This window comes from Variovorax sp. V118, assembly GCF_041154445.1.
Classification (GTDB): Bacteria; Pseudomonadota; Gammaproteobacteria; order Burkholderiales; family Burkholderiaceae_C; genus Variovorax; species Variovorax boronicumulans.
In genome coordinates this window covers 2,026,670-2,044,462 of the sequence record NZ_AP028663.1, presented here as the reverse complement: position 1 = coordinate 2,044,462, position 17,793 = coordinate 2,026,670, and the positions used below count along the sequence as shown (strand labels likewise).

14 protein-coding genes and 1 other RNA gene are annotated in these 17,793 nt (G+C 68.7%); 5 read left to right on the top strand and 10 right to left on the bottom strand.

From position 1 onward, the window contains the following. Positions 1 to 55: 55 nt before the first annotated feature. Entirely contained in the window at positions 56 to 1,816 is a 1,761-nt protein-coding gene (locus tag ACAM52_RS09280; protein WP_095745548.1) for a monovalent cation:proton antiporter-2 (CPA2) family protein, read from the top strand. A gap of 27 nt (positions 1,817 to 1,843) precedes the next feature. Here ACAM52_RS09280 and ACAM52_RS09275 read toward each other — a convergent pair whose 3' ends face one another. From ACAM52_RS09275 to dnaX, 7 genes are all read right to left on the bottom strand, one after another. Then, positions 1,844 to 2,677: an ABC transporter permease gene (locus ACAM52_RS09275; protein ID WP_369646817.1), complete on the bottom strand. Its 834-nt coding sequence runs from the start codon at positions 2,675 to 2,677 to the stop codon at positions 1,844 to 1,846. Continuing rightward, positions 2,674 to 3,489, bottom strand: a complete 816-nt coding sequence (locus ACAM52_RS09270; protein WP_369646816.1) for an ABC transporter ATP-binding protein — start codon at positions 3,487 to 3,489, stop codon at positions 2,674 to 2,676. The genes ACAM52_RS09275 and ACAM52_RS09270 overlap by 4 nt, the downstream gene beginning before the upstream one ends. 52 nt (positions 3,490 to 3,541) lie before the next feature. After that, entirely contained in the window at positions 3,542 to 4,579 is a 1,038-nt protein-coding gene (locus ACAM52_RS09265) for an ABC transporter substrate-binding protein (RefSeq protein WP_062473116.1), read from the bottom strand. A gap of 138 nt (positions 4,580 to 4,717) precedes the next feature. After that, entirely contained in the window at positions 4,718 to 5,110 is a 393-nt protein-coding gene (locus tag ACAM52_RS09260) for an MAPEG family protein (protein ID WP_070060948.1), read from the bottom strand. A 51-nt stretch (positions 5,111 to 5,161) separates the two neighbouring features. Beyond that, positions 5,162 to 5,752, bottom strand: coding sequence for a recombination mediator RecR (gene recR / locus ACAM52_RS09255; protein ID WP_062473120.1), 591 nt, complete (start codon positions 5,750 to 5,752; stop codon positions 5,162 to 5,164). 7 nt (positions 5,753 to 5,759) lie between these two features. Next, positions 5,760 to 6,092 (bottom strand): YbaB/EbfC family nucleoid-associated protein, encoded by a 333-nt coding sequence (locus tag ACAM52_RS09250; RefSeq protein ID WP_007836669.1) that lies wholly within the window; start codon positions 6,090 to 6,092, stop codon positions 5,760 to 5,762. A gap of 74 nt (positions 6,093 to 6,166) precedes the next feature. Then, a complete protein-coding gene (dnaX, locus tag ACAM52_RS09245; protein ID WP_369646815.1) occupies positions 6,167 to 8,023 on the bottom strand; it encodes a DNA polymerase III subunit gamma/tau in 1,857 nt (618 codons plus the stop codon). Between the two features lie 114 nt (positions 8,024 to 8,137). Between dnaX and ffs the strand changes: the two genes are divergently transcribed. Both ffs and ACAM52_RS09235 read left to right on the top strand, forming a co-directional pair. Then, positions 8,138 to 8,234, top strand: an RNA gene (gene ffs / locus ACAM52_RS09240) — signal recognition particle sRNA small type. Between the two features lie 105 nt (positions 8,235 to 8,339). Continuing rightward, the gene (locus ACAM52_RS09235) at positions 8,340 to 8,768 is read left to right on the top strand and encodes a GNAT family N-acetyltransferase (RefSeq protein WP_307635628.1); all 429 of its coding nucleotides are present in this window, start codon (positions 8,340 to 8,342) and stop codon (positions 8,766 to 8,768) included. 13 nt (positions 8,769 to 8,781) lie between these two features. Here the strand turns inward: ACAM52_RS09235 and ACAM52_RS09230 are convergent, their stop codons facing one another. From ACAM52_RS09230 to ACAM52_RS09220, 3 genes are read right to left on the bottom strand one after another with little or no spacing between them, the layout of a single operon-like run. Next, positions 8,782 to 10,020 (bottom strand): TIGR03862 family flavoprotein, encoded by a 1,239-nt coding sequence (locus tag ACAM52_RS09230; protein ID WP_307635627.1) that lies wholly within the window; start codon positions 10,018 to 10,020, stop codon positions 8,782 to 8,784. Beyond that, positions 10,017 to 13,289, bottom strand: a complete 3,273-nt coding sequence (locus ACAM52_RS09225; protein WP_369646814.1) for a UvrD-helicase domain-containing protein — start codon at positions 13,287 to 13,289, stop codon at positions 10,017 to 10,019. Before ACAM52_RS09225 ends, ACAM52_RS09230 begins: the two co-directional genes overlap by 4 nt. Then, positions 13,286 to 15,841 (bottom strand): PD-(D/E)XK nuclease family protein, encoded by a 2,556-nt coding sequence (locus ACAM52_RS09220; RefSeq protein WP_369646813.1) that lies wholly within the window; start codon positions 15,839 to 15,841, stop codon positions 13,286 to 13,288. The genes ACAM52_RS09225 and ACAM52_RS09220 overlap by 4 nt, the downstream gene beginning before the upstream one ends. Before the next feature lie 160 nt (positions 15,842 to 16,001). On the opposite strand from ACAM52_RS09220, the gene trxA reads away from it, so the two are divergent. Together trxA and rho are read left to right on the top strand one after the other, a co-directional pair. After that, positions 16,002 to 16,334, top strand: coding sequence for a thioredoxin TrxA (trxA, locus tag ACAM52_RS09215; RefSeq protein ID WP_042578306.1), 333 nt, complete (start codon positions 16,002 to 16,004; stop codon positions 16,332 to 16,334). Positions 16,335 to 16,516: 182 nt separating this feature from the next. After that, positions 16,517 to 17,782: a transcription termination factor Rho gene (gene rho / locus ACAM52_RS09210; RefSeq protein ID WP_062473130.1), complete on the top strand. Its 1,266-nt coding sequence runs from the start codon at positions 16,517 to 16,519 to the stop codon at positions 17,780 to 17,782. Positions 17,783 to 17,793 lie beyond the last annotated feature (11 nt).

The window sequence follows — 17,793 nt, the reverse complement described above, 5'->3', positions numbered from 1 at the left end:
TGCCGGCGGGTGGTGCCGGGCCCGGACCAAGAAAGCGACATCAGGAGGACAGGCCATGGCAGTCGAAGGAAGCGCGGGCGATCTCGTCAAGGTCGTCACGTTGTTGGGGGCCGCCGTCGTGGCCGTGCCGCTGTTCAAGCGGCTCGGGCTGGGCTCCGTGCTCGGCTACCTGGCGGCGGGCCTGGCCATCGGGCCCTTCGGCTTCGGTCTCTTCACCGACCCGCAGACCATCCTTCACACGGCCGAACTCGGCGTCGTGATGTTCCTCTTCGTGATCGGGCTCGAGATGCGCCCGTCGCACCTGTGGAGCATGCGGCGCGACATCTTCGGCCTGGGCAGCCTGCAGGTGGTGGTGTGCGGCATCCTGCTGACCGGCGTGGGCATGGCCTTCGGTTTCCCGCTCGCCGTCTCGTTCGTGTGTGCGATGGGCTTCGTGCTCACCTCCACGGCCATCGTGATGCAGCTGCTTGGCGAGCGTGGCGACATCGCCGCGCCGCGCGGCCAGAAGATCGTCGCCGTGCTGCTCTTCGAAGACCTGCTGATCGTGCCGCTGCTGGCCATCGTCGCCTTCATCGCACCGGTGGATGCGGCGCAGCAGGCCATTGCACCTTCACGCTGGATCGGCATCGGCATTGCCGTGGGTGCGCTCGCGGCGCTGGTGGCAGCCGGCATCTGGCTGCTCAATCCGCTGTTCCGCGTGCTCGCCAACTCCAAGGCGCGCGAGGTGATGACGGCCGCGGCACTGCTCGTGGTGCTGGGCGCGGCGCTGCTGATGCAGGTCGGCGGCCTGTCGATGGCCATGGGCGCCTTCCTGGCCGGCGTGCTGCTGTCCGAATCGACCTTCCGCCACCAGCTCGAAGCCGACATCGAACCCTTCCGCGGGCTGCTGCTGGGCCTGTTCTTCATCGGCGTGGGCATGTCGCTCGACCTCGCGGTGGTGGCGCAGAACTGGCAGCTCATCGTCGCGGGCGTGATCTCGATGATGGTGGTCAAGGCGCTGTGCATCTACGGCGTAGCGCGGCTTGCCAAGAGCTCGCCTGCCGACGCGCTCGACCGTGCGGTGCTGATGGCGCAGGGCGGCGAGTTCGCCTTCGTGCTGTTCTCGTCGGCGCTCGCCGCCAAGGTCATCAGCCCGACGGTCAATGCCAACATGACGGCGGTGGTGGTGCTGTCGATGGCGCTCACGCCGCTGGTGGTGCTGGTGCATCGCCGCTTCGCGCCCACCGCGCAGGCCTCGATGGAGGGCGTGGAGAAAGCCGAGGAACTGGCCGGCAACGTGCTCGTGATCGGCTTCGGCCGCTTCGGGCAGATCGCGATCCAGGGCGCGCTGGCGCGCGGTGCGTCCATCTCCATCATCGACAACGACACGCAGGTGATCCGCGACGCCGCCGACTTCGGCTTCAAGGTGTACTACGGCGATGGCGCACGCGCCGACGTGCTGCATGCGGCGGGCGCGCACAACGCCCGCGCGATCATGGTGTGCATCGACAACCGCGCCGTGGCCACGCGCATCGCCGAACACGTGAAGGCCGAGTTCCCGCATGCGCACCTGATGGTGCGCGCCTTCGACCGCGAGCATGCGGTGGAGCTCGTGAAGCTCGACGTCGACTACCAGATCCGCGAGACCTTCGAATCGGCGATGGCCTTCGGCCGCCAGGGCGTGGTCGCGCTGGGCGCCACGCCCGAGGAAGCCGACGAAGTGATCGACGACCTGCGCCGCCGCGACAAGGAACGGCTGGTGCTCGAGATGTCCGGCGGCCTCTTCGCGGGACGCGCGCTGGTGCAGGTCAACACCGAGACGCGCCAGACCCACTGAAGGCACCGAGCGCGCTGAACGCGCGGCTCAGAGCTTCTCTGTCTCGCCGCTGCGCGGCTGCCACTTCATGAGCCGCTTCTCGATCAGGCCCACGAGCCCGTCGAGCGCCAGCGCGAAAGCCGTGAGCACCACGATGCCCGCGAACACCGTGTTCACGTCGAAGGTGCCCTCGGCCTGCAGGATCAGGTAGCCCACGCCGCGCGCCGAGCCCAGGTACTCCCCCACCACCGCGCCGACGAAGGCCAGGCCCACGGAGGTGTGCAGGCTGGAGAACACCCAGCTCGTGGCGCTGGGCAGGTACACCGTGCGCAGCAGCTGCCGCTGGTTGGCGCCCAGCATCTTCGCGTTGGCCAGCACCACCGGGCTCACTTCGCGCACGCCCTGGTAGACGTTGAAGAACACGATGAAGAACACCAGCGTGACGGCCAGCGCCACCTTGCTCCAGATGCCCAGGCCGAACCACAGCGCGAAGATCGGCGCGAGGATCACGCGCGGCATCGAGTTGGCGGCCTTGATGTACGGATCGAGGATCAGGCTCGCCGTGGGCGCCAGCGCCAGCCACAGGCCGCAGCCCAGCCCGAGCGCCGTGCCGATGCCGAAGGCCAGCACCGTTTCGAGCAGCGTCGCGCCCAGGTGGCGGTAGATGTCGGCGTTGCCCTTCAGGCCTTCGGGAAACAGCAGGTTCGGCGGCACCTCGAAGGGCAGGAACCAGCTCCAGATGCGCCCCGCCACCACGATCGGCTGGCCGAGGAAGAACGCGATCTGGTCGTTGCGCGAAGCCACGTGCCACAGCACAAGGATCACGGCCAGCAGCGCGAGCTGCCAGAAGCGCGCATGGCGTGCATCGAGGCGCGGCATCATGCGGCCTTCCTCAGTTGCTGCGCGTAGCCCTTGAGCACCTCGTCGCGCAGCACCTCCCAGATCTGGCGATGCAGCTCCACGAAGCGCGGCTGCGTGCGCACCTCGGCCACGTCGCGCGGACGCGGCAGGTCGATCACGAACTCGCCGATCGGCCGCGTCGCCGGGCCGGCCGACAGCACCACCACGCGGTCGCTCATCGCAATGGCCTCGTCGAGGTCGTGCGTGATGAAGAGCACGGCCTTCTTCTTCGCGCTCCAGAGTTCGAGCACTTCGTTTTCCATCAGCTGCCGCGTCTGCACGTCGAGCGCGCTGAAGGGCTCGTCCATGAGGATGATGTCGGGGTCGAGCACCAGCGTCTGCGCCAGCGCCACGCGCTTGCGCATGCCGCCAGAGAGCTGGTGCGGGTAGCGATCGCCGAAGCCCGTGAGGCCCACGCGCGAAAGCCAGGCCTCGGCCTGCGCGTGCACCTCGGCGTCGGGCGCGCCGCGGTACTGCAGCCCCACCTTCACGTTGTCGATGGCGCTGCGCCACGGCATCAGCGCCTCGGTCTGGAACATGTAGCCGGCGCGCTTGTTCACGCCCGTGAGCGGCTGGCCGAACACCTTCACCCCGCCCGACGACGGCTCGAGCAAGCCCGCGCCCACGTTCAGCAGCGTCGACTTGCCGCAGCCCGTGGGCCCGACCACCGAGACGAACTCGCCCGCGCCGATGCGCAGCGTGGTGTCGTCCACCGCCGTGTAGCGCTGGCCCGGGTCGTCCTTCGAAAGAAAGGTGCAGCGGATGGAAAGGAGTTCGAGTGCGTAGTCGGACATGGCGCTCCGGAAGAAAAAACCCGGCCGAAGCCGGGTTGCTGAACGTTCGCAATCAGGCTTTGAACCTGTCTTTCGCACGCTTTGCAAAATCGTTGGTGTAGGTCCTGGCGAGGTCGATCTTGTCGGCCTTGACCGAGGTGTCGAAGCTCGCGATGGCATTGAGCGCCGTCTTCGGCCCTTCGGCCGGCACGAGGCCGTCGGTGGCGATGGACTCGCGCACCTTGTCGAACGACGCGAGATACAGCGCGCGGTCGCCCAGCAGGTAGGTCTCGGGCACGGTCTTGATGATGTCGCCCGGCCCCGCCGTCTGCAGCCACTTGAGGCCGCGCACGATCGCGTTGGCCAGCGCCTGGCAGGTGTTGGGGTGCTTCTGGATGAAGTCGATCGGCGCGTAGAGGCAAGCCGCGGGCATCGGCCCGCCGAACACCTGCTCGGTGCCCTTGAGCGTGCGCGTGTCGCTGATGATCTTCACGTCGCCCTTCTGCTCCAGCATGGTCATCACCGGGTCGGTGTTGCTGATGGCGTCGATCTGGCCCGAACGCAGCGCGGTGAGCGCGCCGGCCGCCACGCCCACGCCGATGAAGCTCACGTCGCTGGCCTTGAGGCCGCCGCGCGAGAGCACGAGGTTGGCCACCATGTTGGTCGACGAGCCCGGCGCCGAGACACCGATCTTCTTGCCCTTGAGGTCCTGGATGCCGGTGTAGCCCGCCATGTTCTTCGTCGACACGCCCACCGCGATCTGCGGTGCGCGGCCCTGCAGCACGAAGGCCTGGAAGAACTGGTTCTTGGCCTGCAGGTTGATCGTGTGTTCGTAGGCGCCAGAGCAGACATCGGCCGAGCCACCCACCACCGCTTGCAGTGCGCGTGCGCCGCCGGCGAAGTCGGAGATTTCCACTTCGAGCCCTTCGGCCTTGAAGTAGCCCAGCTGCTCGGAGATGGTGAGCGGCAGGTAGTAGAACGCCGCCTTGCCACCCACCGCTATCGAGACCTTGGTTTTCTCCAGCTTGGCCTGCTGCGCAAAGACCCGCGGCAATGCAATCGCTGCGGCAGCGACTGCGGAGGCGGAGATGAGGGTTCTGCGATGAAGCATGGCGCGGTCCTGCGGGCTCTGTGATTCTGATGAACTGAATCGAGCTTAGGCGTGCGCCCTGTGGGCCTGCATCGGGGTCATCCCGTGCGGGTTTTCACGTAAGCACGAAGGCCTCCTGGAGAAGCCTTCGCCAAGGCGCTATCGCGCCAGAAAAAGTATCGCGATATTGACCAGGAACGCGAGTGCCCAGACCGCGCTGCGCGCGCTCGGCGCGCCGCGGATGTAGAGCGCGAGATAGATCACCCGCAGCACCACGTAGGCCACCGCGAGCATGTCGAGCCGCGCCTGCGCCACGCCGAGCTGGTGCGCGATGACCACCGCGCCGATGAAGAACGGCAGACCTTCGAAGCTGTTGGCCTGCGCGCTGTTGGCGCGTGCGCGCCAGCCGCTTTGCTTGGCGGCCCAGTCGCGCGGATGCATGTTGTCGCGCACGCCGAAGCTGCCCGCCTTCGCGATCCATGCCGCGAGGTACGGCAGGCCGCAGGCGATGAACACGCACCAGTAGGCGACGGTGAGCAGTGAGAAGGTCATGGTGACGGCAACGAAGAGAAAGAACGAACGCGGCCTGCGTGAGGCCGCGCGTCAGCGGCGATCGACCAGCGCGTGCGCGATCGTGCCGAGGTCGACGTACTCGAGCTCGCTGCCGGCCGGCACGCCGCGCGCGAGCCGCGTCACGGTGAGCCCGTGCTGCTTGAGCGCCTCGCCGATCACGTGCGCCGTGGCCTCGCCTTCGGCGGTGAAGTTGGTCGCGAGGATGACCTCGCTCACCGTGCCGTCGCGTGCGCGGTCGAACAGCTTCTGCAGGCCGATGTCCTTCGGCCCGATGCCGTCGAGCGGACTGAGCTTGCCCATGAGCACGAAGTAATAGCCGCGAAAGGCGCCCGTGCGTTCGAGCGCGGCCTGGTCGGCCGGCGTCTCGACCACGCACAGCTTGGTGCCGTCGCGCCGCGAGTCCATGCAGACATGGCAGATCGGCGCTTCGGTGAAGGTGTTGCACAGCTCGCAGTGCCGCACCTGGCCTGCCGCCTGCTGCAGCGCGCGCGCGAGCAGCTGCGCGCCCTCGCGGTCGTGCTGCAGCAGGTGGAAGGCCATGCGCGAGGCCGACTTGACGCCGACACCGGGCAACCGGCGCAGCGCATCGACCAGCGCATCGAGCGAACTGGCGTCTGCCATGCCTCGCTTAGAACGGCAGCTTCATGCCGGGCGGGAGACCGGGCATGCCTGCCGTCAGCTTGCCCATCTTCTGCTCGCTGGTTTCCTCGGCCTTGCGCACGGCGGCGTTGAAGGCGGCAGCCACGAGGTCTTCGAGCATGTCCTTGTCGTCGGCCAGCAGGCTGGGGTCGATGGTGATGCGCTTGACGTCGTGCTTGCAGGTCATGACGACCTTGACGAGCCCGGCGCCCGACTCGCCTTCGACCTCGATGTGCGCCAGTTCTTCCTGGGCCTTCTTGAGGTTGTCCTGCATTGCCTGCGCCTGCTTCATGAGGCCGGCCAGTTGTCCTTTGTTGAACATCGTTGGTCCTGTCTGTGATGGGTTGGTGATGAAAAGAATACGGGTCGAAAAATGCGGCGACTGCGGCGCCGGCTTCAGAGGGGCTTCAGCGATCCGGGAACAATCTTCGCATCGAAGTCGCGCATCAGCATCTGCACCTCGGGGTCGCTGCGGATGGCTTCCTCGGCCACCCGCTGGCGCTCGTCGGCGGCCTGCTTGTTGCGGCGCGCCGGGCTGTCGACCACGCCGCCGATCTCGATGGCCAGCCTCACATTGTGGCCGAGGCCCTGCAGCGCCGCCGTGAGCTTCTCGCGGCTGGACGGCTGGTTGAGGGTTTCGCGCTCGATGCGCAGCATCCACTGGTCGGTGTCGCGCGCCACCAGCTGCGACTGCAGCGCGAGCTCGCGCGCCAGTGCCGCGACGCTTTCGGCGGCGACGAGCTGCATGACCGTGGCATGCCAGAAGTCGCCCTCTTCACTCGGCGGGATCGGGGTGTAGGTGCTGCGCTGTTCTTCTTCGCGCGGCACGTCGCGCTGGCCGGGCGGCGGCTGCACGCGGATCGGCACGCCGACCACATGGGCCGCGGGGGCGTCGGACGCCTCTTGCGGGGCAGGCCGGGGCATGGGCTGACGCTGCGGGGCATCGACCACCGCGAGCCGCTGGCCGGCCGGCGCGGGTTGTGCGAATTGTGCGGGCGGTTGCGAAGGCGCAGCAGCAGGTGCCGAATCGGGCACCGAAGGCCGGGAAACCGGAGCAGCTTCGCGCGCGGGAGCCCGCGGCGCGGCGCCACCGGCGTCATTCAGAGTTTTTTTTTCCGTGGAGGCCGTCGAGGCGGCCGCATGGGAAGGCTTGAAGGCCAACAGCCGCAGCAGCACCATGGTCAGCGCCGCGTACTCGTCGGGCGCCAAGCCCAGCTCGCCGCGCCCGTGCAGGCACAAGCTGTAGAGCAGCTGCGTCTCGTCGGCGGGCATCAACGACGCCAGGCGCGCCGTGTCGGCCGCGTCGGGGTCGGTGGCCGCGTCGGCCGATTCGGCGCGCGAGGGCACGGCCTGCAGCACGGCCATGGCCTGCAGCACCGCCGTCATTTCTTCGAGCGTGGACGCGGCGGACATGCCGTCGCGGCGCAGTGCCTCGGAGGTGTCGACGACGGTCTTGCCGTCGCCTTGTGCCAGCGCCTCGATCAGGCGGAACACATGGCCGCGATCGACGCTGCCGAGCATCTGGCGTACGCCGGTCTCGAGCAACTCGCCGTTGCCGAAGGCGATGGCCTGGTCGGTGAGCGAGAGCGCGTCGCGCATCGAGCCGCGCGCGGCGCGCGCCAGCAGGCGCAGCGCCTGCGGCTCGGCCGGCACCTGCTCGGTCTGCAGCACGCTGGTGAGGTGTTCGAGCACCGTCTCGGGCGCCATCGGCCGCAGGTTGAACTGCAGGCAGCGCGACAGCACCGTGACCGGCACCTTCTGCGGATCGGTCGTGGCCAGCACGAACTTGAGGTACTCGGGCGGCTCCTCGAGCGTCTTGAGCATCGCGTTGAACGCGGTGTTCGTGAGCATGTGCACTTCGTCGATCATGAAGACCTTGAAGCGCCCCTGCACCGGCTTGTAGACCGCCTGCTCGAGCAGCGACTGCACTTCGTCCACGCCGCGGTTCGAGGCCGCGTCGAGCTCGGTGTAGTCGACGAAGCGGCCCGAATCGATGTCCTGGCAGGCCTGGCACACGCCGCAGGGCGTGGCGGTGATGCCGCCCTGTCCGTCCGGGCCCTGGCAGTTGAGCGACTTGGCCAGGATGCGCGACACCGTGGTCTTGCCCACGCCCCGCGTCCCGGTGAACAGATAGGCGTGGTGCAGGCGCTGCGTCGTCAGCGCGTTTTCCAGCGCCTGGACCACATGCCCCTGACCGACCATCTCACCGAAGGTTTTCGGACGGAACTTGCGAGCGAGCACGAGATAAGACATTGCGGGCATTCTAAAAGGCGCGGCGGGGGTCACTTCACGCTTGTTTCCCATCCGCCGTCGAAATGATTCACGCCCCGGCCAAGGGGGCAAATCCGCGCGGTTAGAATGCAGGCTGACGGGCCTCCCTGCATGGTGAAGTGGCCAACCGGGTCAGGTGGGGAACCAAGCAGCCCTAACTGCGTAGTCAGTGCCAGGGGTAAGGCTCGTCAACCTAACATCCAGAAGCCGTGAGTTCCTTTGCAGAGAACTTACGCGCCGTGTCCAGGGGTTACCGGCCCCGGACACCTCAAATTCCCAGAACTTCGCGCAGCCATCCATGAACTTGGACATCCGGCCCGCCCGCATCAGTGATCTCGACGCGTTGGTGTGCCTCGACACCGTGGCCGCGCACGATGCGCGCCGCGCCGTGCAGATCAAAGGCTGGATCGAGGATCGCTTCTGCCACGTGATCGAGATGGACGGCGACATCGCCGCTTACGGCGTGCTGCACCACCACTTCTTCGACTGCGGCTTCATGGAGATGCTCATGGTCGGCGAAAGGTTTCGTCGCAGGCGACTCGGCCTGCGGCTCGTCGATCACTTCCAGTCGATCTGCGAACGCCCCAAGCTCTTCACCTCCACGAACCGCTCCAACGGGGCGATGCAGTCGCTTCTGAAAGAAGCCGGGTTCAGGGAAAGCGGCCACATCGAGAACCTCGATGCGGACGACCCCGAGCAGGTGTTTTTCTGGCCGTGCAAGCGCTGAGCAGCGCCTGCCGCTACAGCCCCAGCCGCTGGATCGCGCCGCGCGCCGCAGCCGCGCCGCTGGCCATCGCCGCCGTGAGCAGGTAGCCGCCGGTCGGCGCTTCCCAATCAAGCATCTCCCCTGCCGCGAACACGCCGGGCAGCGCCGTCGCCATCAGGGCCGGATCGAGCGCGTCGAAGCGCACGCCGCCCGCGGTGCTGATCGCCTCGTCGACCGGCCGCGTCGCGACCAGCTTCAGCGGCACCGCCTTGATGGTGGCCGCCAGTTGCGCCGGGTCCTGCATCGCTTCCTTGCTCAGCGCTTCGTGCAGCACGCCCGCCTTGATGCCCTCGATGCCGAGACGGCTCTTGAGGTGGCTGCTCAGCGAACGCGCGCCGCGTGGATGCTTCACCGCGGCCAGCACCTGTTCGGCGCTGCGATCGGGCAGCAGGTCGAGCAGCAGCGTCGCACTGCCATTCACTGCAATCTCGTCACGCAGCAGCGCCGACGCCGCGTAGACCAGGCTGCCTTCGATGCCCGTGGCCGTCGCGACAAACTCGCCCTTGCGCGCAAAGTGCCGCCCCTGGCTGTCGGTGAAGGCGATCGCGACCGACTTGAAGGGCTGCCCCGCGAAGCGGCTTGAAAAATGCTCGCTCCAGCCTGCGCCGTCGAAGCCGCAATTGGCGGGCAGCAGCGGTGCCACCGCCACGCCTTGCGCCTGAAGCCACGGCGCCCACGCGCCGTCGGAGCCCAGGCGCGCCCAGCTCGCACCGCCCAGGGCCAGCACCACGGCATCGGCCTTGGCGGTGACCTCGCCCGCCGGCGTCACGAAGCGCAGCGCGTTCGCGTCGAAGGCGCCGTCGCCCACCCAGCGATGCCGCATGTGGAACTGCACGCCCGCGGCGCGCAGGCGATGCAGCCAGGCGCGCAGCAAGGGTGCGGCCTTCATGTCGGTCGGGAACACGCGGCCCGAGGTGCCGACGAAAGTCTCGATGCCCAGCCCGGCCGCCCACTCGCGCGCCTGCTGCGGACCGAAGGCCGTGAGCAGCGGCTCGAGCTGCGCGCGGCGCTCGCCGAAGCGCGTCACGAACACATCGAAGGGCTCGGAGTGCGTGAGGTTGAGGCCGCCGCGCCCGGCCAGCAAGAACTTGCGGCCCACCGAGGGCATCGCGTCGTACACATGCACCTGCGCGCCGGATGCGCTCAGCACTTCGGCCGCCATCAGGCCGGCAGGTCCGCCGCCGATGACGGCGACGGTAGAAGAAACAGTCATTCGAGATTCACCAGTTCGCCCTGCCCGGTCAGGAACGCGGCGCGCACCGTGGCACCGGGGTAGGCATGTTGCACGGCCGCGCGGTAGCGCTGCATCTGTGCGATCAGGGCCGCGTCCCGTTCGGGGCGCGCGGCCGATTTGTAGTCGAGGATCCACCATGCGCCGGTGGCGCGTTCGCGCACCAGCCGGTCGATGCGCAAGGTATCGCCCTCGTGGACCAGCGTGACTTCGTTGCCATGCCAGTCGATGCTGCGATCGTCCCACACCCAGGCACCGGCGCCCGCGCGGATGCGCTGGGCCAGCGCCGCGGCACCGCGTGCCTGCTGTGGATCGAGCATGAATTCGCGCGCTGCCGCCCGCACATGGGCCGGCGGCAAGGCCTCGCCGGGCACCGCCCATTCGAGCAGCCGGTGCATGGCCTGGCCGAACGCGGCGGCGCGCGCGTCGACCGTGGCGTCTTGTGCCTTTTTCTTTTCGGGCGGCGCACCGGTTGCAGCCACGAGCGGCGCGGGCAAGCGCTTCATCGCGAAGGTGCCCACCCCGGTCTCGCCGGCGGCGGAGGCTTCGACCAGCGGCTCGTCGGCCTCGGTCGGCTCGCACAACGGCTCCAGCCGCGCCCACCAGCTGCCCTCGTTGGCGCGCGACGGCTTCACCGACGACAGCACCAGCCGCTCGCGGGCCCGCGTGGTCGCCACGTAGAGGCCATTGAGTTCTTCGCGGTGGCGCGCGCGCTGCTCCTCCTCGAGCAGCGCGGCGGCGCAGGCCGGCGGGGTCTTCTCGCTGACCAGGAACACGAAGCGCGTGGGCGCGCTATCGCTGCCCTTCCACTCGACCAGTACGCCCATGGTCTGCGCGCGCGGCGGCGGCGCGTCGCAATCGAGCATCAGCACGGTGTCGGCTTCAAGGCCTTTGGCGCCGTGCACGGTCAGCAGCTGCACGGCCTCGGGCGCGGCCACGGTGGGCGCGCGCACACCGCCCGCGCGCAAGGCTCGCACCAGGGCATAAGGCGTCGCGAAGCGCGCACCGTCGATGTCGAGCGAGGCGGCGACCAGCCCGCGCAGGTTGGCCAGCGCGCTCTGGCGCAAGGCCGCCGGCACCGCGGCGCCGAACTTCGCGAGCACGTCGCCGTCGTGAAAGATCGCGTCCAGCGCGTCGTGCGGCGGCATTGCCATCAGCCAACGCTGCCAGCGGCGCAGTTGCACGCCCGCCTCGGTCAGCACGGGCGGCAGGCCTTCGCCCTTCTGGATCAGCGAGAACCAGCTGGCGACCGGCGTCTCGCGCTGGCAGCGGGCCAACTGCACCAGCGTGTCGTCGTCGATGCCGAACAGCGGCGACTTGAGCGCGCGCGCCAGCGACAGGTCGTGCGCGGGCGACACCAGCGCATCGAGCAGCGCGACCACGTCCTGCACTTCGGGCGCATCGTTCAGGTCGTTCTTCTCGGGCTGCTGCACGGGGATGTGGCGGCGGCGCAGCGCGTCCTGCATGGCCGACAGCCGGCTGCGGCGGCGCGCCAGCACCATGATCTGGCGCGGCGGCGTGCCGTCGGCGATGCGCTGCGCGACCCAGCGCGCGGCCTGCTCGCATTCCTTCTGCAGCAGCTGCTCTTCAGGCAGCACGCGCGGCGTGACGAGGCTGTCGCGCCAGTGCAGCATGCCGTCGTCGGCCGGCGCGGCGGCCGCCGTGGTGTCGAGCGCGTCGCGGTCGATGGCGGGCAGCTTCAGCAGCTCGCCCTCGTCGCCGCGCTCGGTGGTGTGGGCGCGGTAGCCGTCGAACTCGCCGACCGCCTGCGCGGCCAGCATCGCGCTGTTGACGAGGCCCACCACGGCGCGCGCGTTGCGGTGCGTGTGGTCGCAGTTGAGCAGTTCGCCGCCGAGCCCTTCGCGCACGAACTTCTTGGCGGCGATGAACACCTGCGGCTCGGCGCGGCGGAAGCGGTAGATGCTCTGCTTGGGGTCGCCCACGATGAACACGCGCGGCGCGCTGCCGCCCGCGCCAGTGTAGGCACTGAGCCAGCCGTAGAGCGCCTGCCACTGCAGCGGGTTGGTGTCCTGGAACTCGTCGATCAGCAGGTGCGCGACGCGCGCGTCGAGCCGCTCCTGCACCCAGCCCGACAGCGCCGACTGGCCCAAGAGCAGCTGCGCGGCCTGCTCGACGTCGTTCATGTCGACCCAGCCGTGCGCGCGCTTGACCTCGCCGAAGGCGGTGATCAGCAGGCGCGTGAGCCGCGTCATGCGTTGCTGGTAGAGCCAGGCCGCGTGCTGCGCCTGCGCGGCGCACAGCAGCTGCAGCTCGGTCTCTGCCTCTTGCGCGGCGGGGAATTTCTGCAGGTTCTTGGTGAGCCGGTCTTCGGTGGCGACGAAGAAGGTCTTGCGCAGCACGGCGAGCGCGTCGGCCAGCGCCCCAGGCGCGGGCTCGCCCGTGCCGAACACATCGATGATAGCTTCGGCCGCTTTCTGCGGTGTCTTGTTGGCCTCGCGGCCGAGGGCGGCGGCGCGGTCGAGCCAGCGGCGGCGCACGGCCTCACCGCGCAGCGCGTCGGTCGGCACCTCCAGCCCCTGCAGGGCCGGGTACAGCACGTCGAACGGCGTCACCGCATCCTGGGGATCGGACAGCGAGAACTCGACCCGCTTCGACAGCGCCTCGCCCAGCGCCTTCGCCGTCTGAGAGCGGCCGTGCGTGGCGACGACGGCGTAGTAGTCGGCCAGCGCGCGCGCGTCGCCGGTCACGGCCTCGAAGAACGGCCGCCAGGTGTGGTTGCGCGCCTCCGCATCGTCCTCGAGCAGTTCGTAGTTAGCGGGCAGTCCCAGCTCGCGCAGCACGGCGAGCGGCGCATTGCGCAGCAGGCCCGCGAACCACGCGTGGAAGGTGCGGAACTGCACCGGGCGCCCGCCTTCGAGCAAGCGCCGGTAGAGCCCCTGCAGGCGCGGCACGGCCGCCTGCGCGGCCTCGGGCGTCATGCCGCGCATCACGAGTTCGCGCTGCGACGCGGCCGGATCGAGCTCGGCGAACAGCGCGAGCCATTGGTCGAGCCGCTCGCGCATCTCGCCGGCGGCCTTCTTGGTGAAGGTGATGGCCAGGATCTCGTGCGGCTCGCAGGCTGAATCGCCCTCTTCGAGCAGCGCGCGCACGATGCGCGACACCAGCATCCAGGTCTTGCCGGCGCCCGCGCAGGCTTCGACCGCGACCGAGCGCCGCGGATCGCAGGCGACGGTGTAGAAGGCCTCGCGCGCGACGTGCCGGCCGTTGTGTTCGTAGGCAGCGCCGTTCATGGCGTGACCTCCCAGAAATCCTTGCGGCACAGGCCGCGTGCGGCGCAGAAATCGCAGACGCTGCCCTCGCCCAGCGGCGGCAGCGGCGCGCCCTGCGCGATGCGTGCGAAGTCGTCGATGATGCCGGCGACCAGCGCATCGCGCGCCTCGACCACGGCGGGCTGCTCGACGGTCTGCGTGCCGGACGACTTCTCGCCCACGTTGACGTAGGCCGCACGCAAGGTGTCATCGGCCACCAGCGCGGCATAGAAAGCGAGCTGCGTGTCCTCGGTCGGGTACTTCACGCGCTCCTTGGTGACGGAGGCGGTCTCGGTCTTGTAGTCGATCACGAAGGGCTGGCCGTCGGCCGTGCGGTCGACGCGGTCGAGCCGGCCGACCAGCCGCAGGGTGCCCAGGGGCTGCTCTTTCCAGGGCTCGGCCTCGACGAAGACCGCCCCGTCTGCTTCATGTTTCGCGAGCCAGTCGAGGTAGCCGTCGCGCACCGCCGGCCACGCGGCGGCGAAGGGCAGGAACTCGGCGTCGGAGTAGCCGAGCGTCTGCGTGACATCGCGCGCAGTGTCGGCGAGCAGCGTGGCGCGCGCTTGCGCATCGCTTGTCGGCGCGTCGCGCAAGGTCTCGTGGAACTGCCCGAGCACCGCGTGCAGCCAGTTGCCGAAGTCGCGCTTGTCGACCTCGGCATCGAGCTCATCGGCGGTGCGCAGGCCCAGCTGGCGCAGCGCGAAGAAGCGATAGGGACAGCGGCGCAGGTCTTCGTAGACGCTGGTCGACACATTCGTGAGCGGCAGCAGCGCGCCCGAGGGCGTGGGCCGCAGGGTCGGTGTGACGGCGACGTCGCGCGGCGTGCGCGGATCGACGCCCGGCTGCAGCGCGTGGGCGAGCTGCAGGGCCTGCACCAGCGGGCTCGGCCGCACGGGCTCGCCGCTGGCGTCGGAATGGCGCCAGACCAGGTCGCAGTTCGGGTTGCGCGTGGCCATGGCCCAGGCCGCGCGCTGCGCGGTCTCCAGCACCTCGCGCGAGGCCAGGCCCAGGTCGAGGCGCTGCGCCGCGCTCCAGTTGCCCGGCGGCTCGGGCGACGCGGGCATGCGGCGGTCGTCGCAGCCGGGAATGACGACGGCGCCGAAGACGCGGCCCAGCAACTGGTACATCGGCAACACGGACACCTTGGGCGCCTCGTCGCCGGCGGGCGGGACGAAGCTGGCGTCCTCGAGCACGTCGCGCGCCCAGGCCGTGAACTCGGCCAGGCTGTGGCGCCCGCCGGGGAACTCGTCCTCCTCGCCGTGCGCGTCGGCATCGAGCCAGAGGGCGGCGATCACCTTGGCGCCCGCGAAGTCGGCGGCGAGCGCGTCCCACTGCTCGCCGGCCGTCAACAGCTCGCGCAGCGCGCGGTGCCACTCGGCCAGGGAGCGCGCGCGCGCCATCGGGGCGCGGCGGGCTTCGATGGTGGCGGTGAACGTGCGCAGGCTTTCGTCCTGCGGCTTGTCGCTGCGCGCGATCAACGCGCACCAAGCCTGCCAGTCGCGCACGCCTTCGCGTCGCAGGCGCATTTCGAGCGACTGCACGGCGAACCCATCGACCTCGGCGCCGCTCTTGAGCCATTCGAGGACCTGGTCGGTGGCTGCGTCGTGCGCGCAAGCGCGCAAGGCACTCATCAGCGTGGCGGCGGCGCGCGTGGTGGACAGCTTCCAGCCGGTTTCGTCGTGCGTGACGATGCCCTGCGTGCTCAGCTGGGCGCTGATGCGGCGGGTGAGCGCGCGGTCGGTGGCGACGAGCGCGACCGGCGCGCGGCCCTCGGCCAGGTGCTGCAGCACGCAGGCGGCGGCCAGCTGGGCCTCGTCCTCGGGGTCGAGCGCCACGTGCGCGTGGGCGGCAGATGGCGGGGCATCGGCGGGCATGAGCGGGATGCGGATCGCGCGGTCGCCCCACAGCGCGCACAGGGCCTGCGTGAGCGGGTCGGTCTGGAAGCCTTCGAGCACGATCAGCGCATCGACCTGGCTGCGCGCCGCGTCGCGCAGCAGCACGTCGGTCGCGTAGCCCGAGTTCGCGGCCCAGGCCATGGCGACGCGGATCAAGGCGCTCTCGATGCGGAACCACTCCGACTCGCTGCCGGCATCGGCCACCTTGGCTGCGCCCTGTGCCCAGTCGCTGCTGCGCACCTCAGGCGCCACGGCGGATGCCAGCGGCGCCAGCTGGTAGGCCAGCTCGACCACCCGCCCCGCGAGCGCGAAGCGTTCGGCCTGGAAACCCGATTGCGCGAGCAGGCCCTGGGCCGTGACCAGGTCGCGCGCCATGTCGAAGGCGATGTCGTAGCCGGACGGCAGGAAGCCGCCCGCGCTGCGCGCCCAGTTGTGCGTGGTCTCGAAGCGCGGCACGAAGCCCGGGCTGCCGCAGCGCGCCCACATGCCGCGCGCGACCGCCATCAGCTGCGCATACGGCACCAGCACCACGGTGCGCGCCGCATGCAGCTGGCGCGCGTCGAGCGCGCGCACGATCCGCGCGACGACGCCGTCGGCGGGATCGCACCACAGGGCCTGGACGGGGTGGCCTTCGTTCATGTTCTATCGAGGGGGTTGAGGGGGTCGGCGGCAGGGCCGCAAAGGGCTTTGGCTATCGCCGCCATAGCCGGGCCGCATGGCACGTCACCCCTTGGTTTCTGTCACAATGACCAGCACTTTAGCTGCACCGAAACTCTCTCTGCGCACAAGGACACATCACATGGCCAGCGAACTGATCAAACACATCTCCGATTCTTCCTTCGAGGCCGACGTGCTCAAGTCCAGCCAGCCGGTTCTGGTCGACTACTGGGCCGAATGGTGCGGTCCCTGCAAGATGATCGCCCCGATCCTGGACGAAGTCTCGGCCACCTACGAAGGCAAGCTGCAGATCGCCAAGCTCAACGTCGACGAGAACCGCGACATCCCCGCCAAGTTCGGCATTCGCGGCATCCCCACGCTGATGCTGTTCAAGGACGGCCAGCTGGCCGCCACCAAGGTCGGCGCCATGAGCAAGGCGCAACTCACGGCCTTCATCGACCAGCAACTCGCCTGATGCATTTCTTCCGGCCAGCGCGCAATGCGTTGGCCGGGGCGATTTTCCTGTCATAATCGCCCTCAGTTCACCGGGCCTTTCATCAGGCAACCGGTTCGAGTTCCCCGGTTCGTGAGGCAGTTCTTGCCCCACATCAAACCTCCCCCCGTTCCCGATTCGATTACCCCTCCAGGGGTCGTTCCATGCACTTAAACGAACTCAAGGCACTCCACGTGTCTGAAGTCTTCAAGCAGGCTGAGGCGCTTGAGATCGAAAACATCGGCCGCATGCGCAAGCAAGAGCTGATGTTCGCGATCATCAAGAAGCGCGCCAAGGCCGGCGAACAGGTCTTCGCCGACGGTGTGCTCGAAATCCTGCCCGACGGCTTCGGCTTCCTGCGCAGCCCGGACACCAGCTTCACGGCCAGCACCGACGACATCTACATCTCGCCCAGCCAGGTGCGGCGCTTCAACCTGCACACCGGCGACATGATCGAAGGTGAAGTGCGCACGCCCAAGGACGGCGAGCGCTACTTCGCACTGACCAAGCTGGACAAGGTCAACGACGGCGCACCCGAAGCCAACAAGCACAAGGTGATGTTCGAGAACCTGACGCCGCTGTTCCCCAAGGAACAGATGAAGCTGGAACGCGAAGGCGTCAAGGGCGAAGAGAACCTCACCGGCCGCATCATCGACATCATCGCCCCCATCGGCAAAGGCCAGCGCGCCCTGCTCGTGGCGCCGCCCAAGAGCGGCAAGACGGTGATGATGCAGCACATCGCCCACGCGATCAGCGCCAACTACCCCGACGTGCACATGATGGTGCTGCTCGTGGACGAGCGCCCTGAAGAAGTGACCGAAATGCAGCGCACGGTGAAGGGCGAAGTTATTGCTTCGACCTTCGACGAGCCCGCAGCGCGCCACGTGCACGTCGCCGAAATGGTGATCGAGCGCGCCAAGCGCCTGGTCGAACTCAAGAAGGACGTGGTGATCCTGCTGGACTCGATCACGCGTCTGGCCCGCGCCTACAACAACGTCGTGCCCTCGTCGGGCAAGGTGCTGACCGGCGGTGTCGACTCCAACGCACTGCAACGCCCCAAGCGCTTCCTGGGCGCCGCGCGCAATGTGGAAGAAGGCGGCTCGCTGACCATCATCGGCACCGCGCTGATCGACACCGGCAGCCGAATGGACGAAGTGATCTTCGAAGAGTTCAAGGGCACCGGCAACTCCGAAATCCACCTGGACCGCCGCCTGTACGAAAAGCGCGTGTTCCCCTCGATCCAGCTCAATCGCAGCGGCACGCGCCGCGAAGAACTGCTGCTGGCCCCCGAGATCCTGCAGAAGACCCGCATCCTGCGTCAGCTCATGTACAACATGGACGAGATCGAGTCGATGGAGCTGATGCTCAAGAACATGAAGGCGACCAAGACCAATGTCGAGTTCTTCGACATGATGCGTCGCGGCGGCTGAGCTTCAGGCTC

Coding starts and splice junctions, on each gene's coding strand:
- ACAM52_RS09265 (WP_062473116.1), bottom strand. CDS start 4,579: ATGCTTCATCGCAGAACCCTCATCTCCGCCTCCGCAGTCGCTGCCGCA.
- recR (WP_062473120.1), bottom strand. CDS start 5,752: ATGGCAGACGCCAGTTCGCTCGATGCGCTGGTCGATGCGCTGCGCCGG.
- ACAM52_RS09225 (WP_369646814.1), bottom strand. CDS start 13,289: ATGAACGGCGCTGCCTACGAACACAACGGCCGGCACGTCGCGCGCGAG.
- ACAM52_RS09280 (WP_095745548.1), top strand. CDS start 56: ATGGCAGTCGAAGGAAGCGCGGGCGATCTCGTCAAGGTCGTCACGTTG.
- ACAM52_RS09230 (WP_307635627.1), bottom strand. CDS start 10,020: ATGACTGTTTCTTCTACCGTCGCCGTCATCGGCGGCGGACCTGCCGGC.
- ACAM52_RS09235 (WP_307635628.1), top strand. CDS start 8,340: ATGAACTTGGACATCCGGCCCGCCCGCATCAGTGATCTCGACGCGTTG.
- ACAM52_RS09250 (WP_007836669.1), bottom strand. CDS start 6,092: ATGTTCAACAAAGGACAACTGGCCGGCCTCATGAAGCAGGCGCAGGCA.
- dnaX (WP_369646815.1), bottom strand. CDS start 8,023: ATGTCTTATCTCGTGCTCGCTCGCAAGTTCCGTCCGAAAACCTTCGGT.
- ACAM52_RS09220 (WP_369646813.1), bottom strand. CDS start 15,841: ATGAACGAAGGCCACCCCGTCCAGGCCCTGTGGTGCGATCCCGCCGAC.
- ACAM52_RS09260 (WP_070060948.1), bottom strand. CDS start 5,110: ATGACCTTCTCACTGCTCACCGTCGCCTACTGGTGCGTGTTCATCGCC.
- rho (WP_062473130.1), top strand. CDS start 16,517: ATGCACTTAAACGAACTCAAGGCACTCCACGTGTCTGAAGTCTTCAAG.
- trxA (WP_042578306.1), top strand. CDS start 16,002: ATGGCCAGCGAACTGATCAAACACATCTCCGATTCTTCCTTCGAGGCC.
- ACAM52_RS09270 (WP_369646816.1), bottom strand. CDS start 3,489: ATGTCCGACTACGCACTCGAACTCCTTTCCATCCGCTGCACCTTTCTT.
- ACAM52_RS09275 (WP_369646817.1), bottom strand. CDS start 2,677: ATGATGCCGCGCCTCGATGCACGCCATGCGCGCTTCTGGCAGCTCGCG.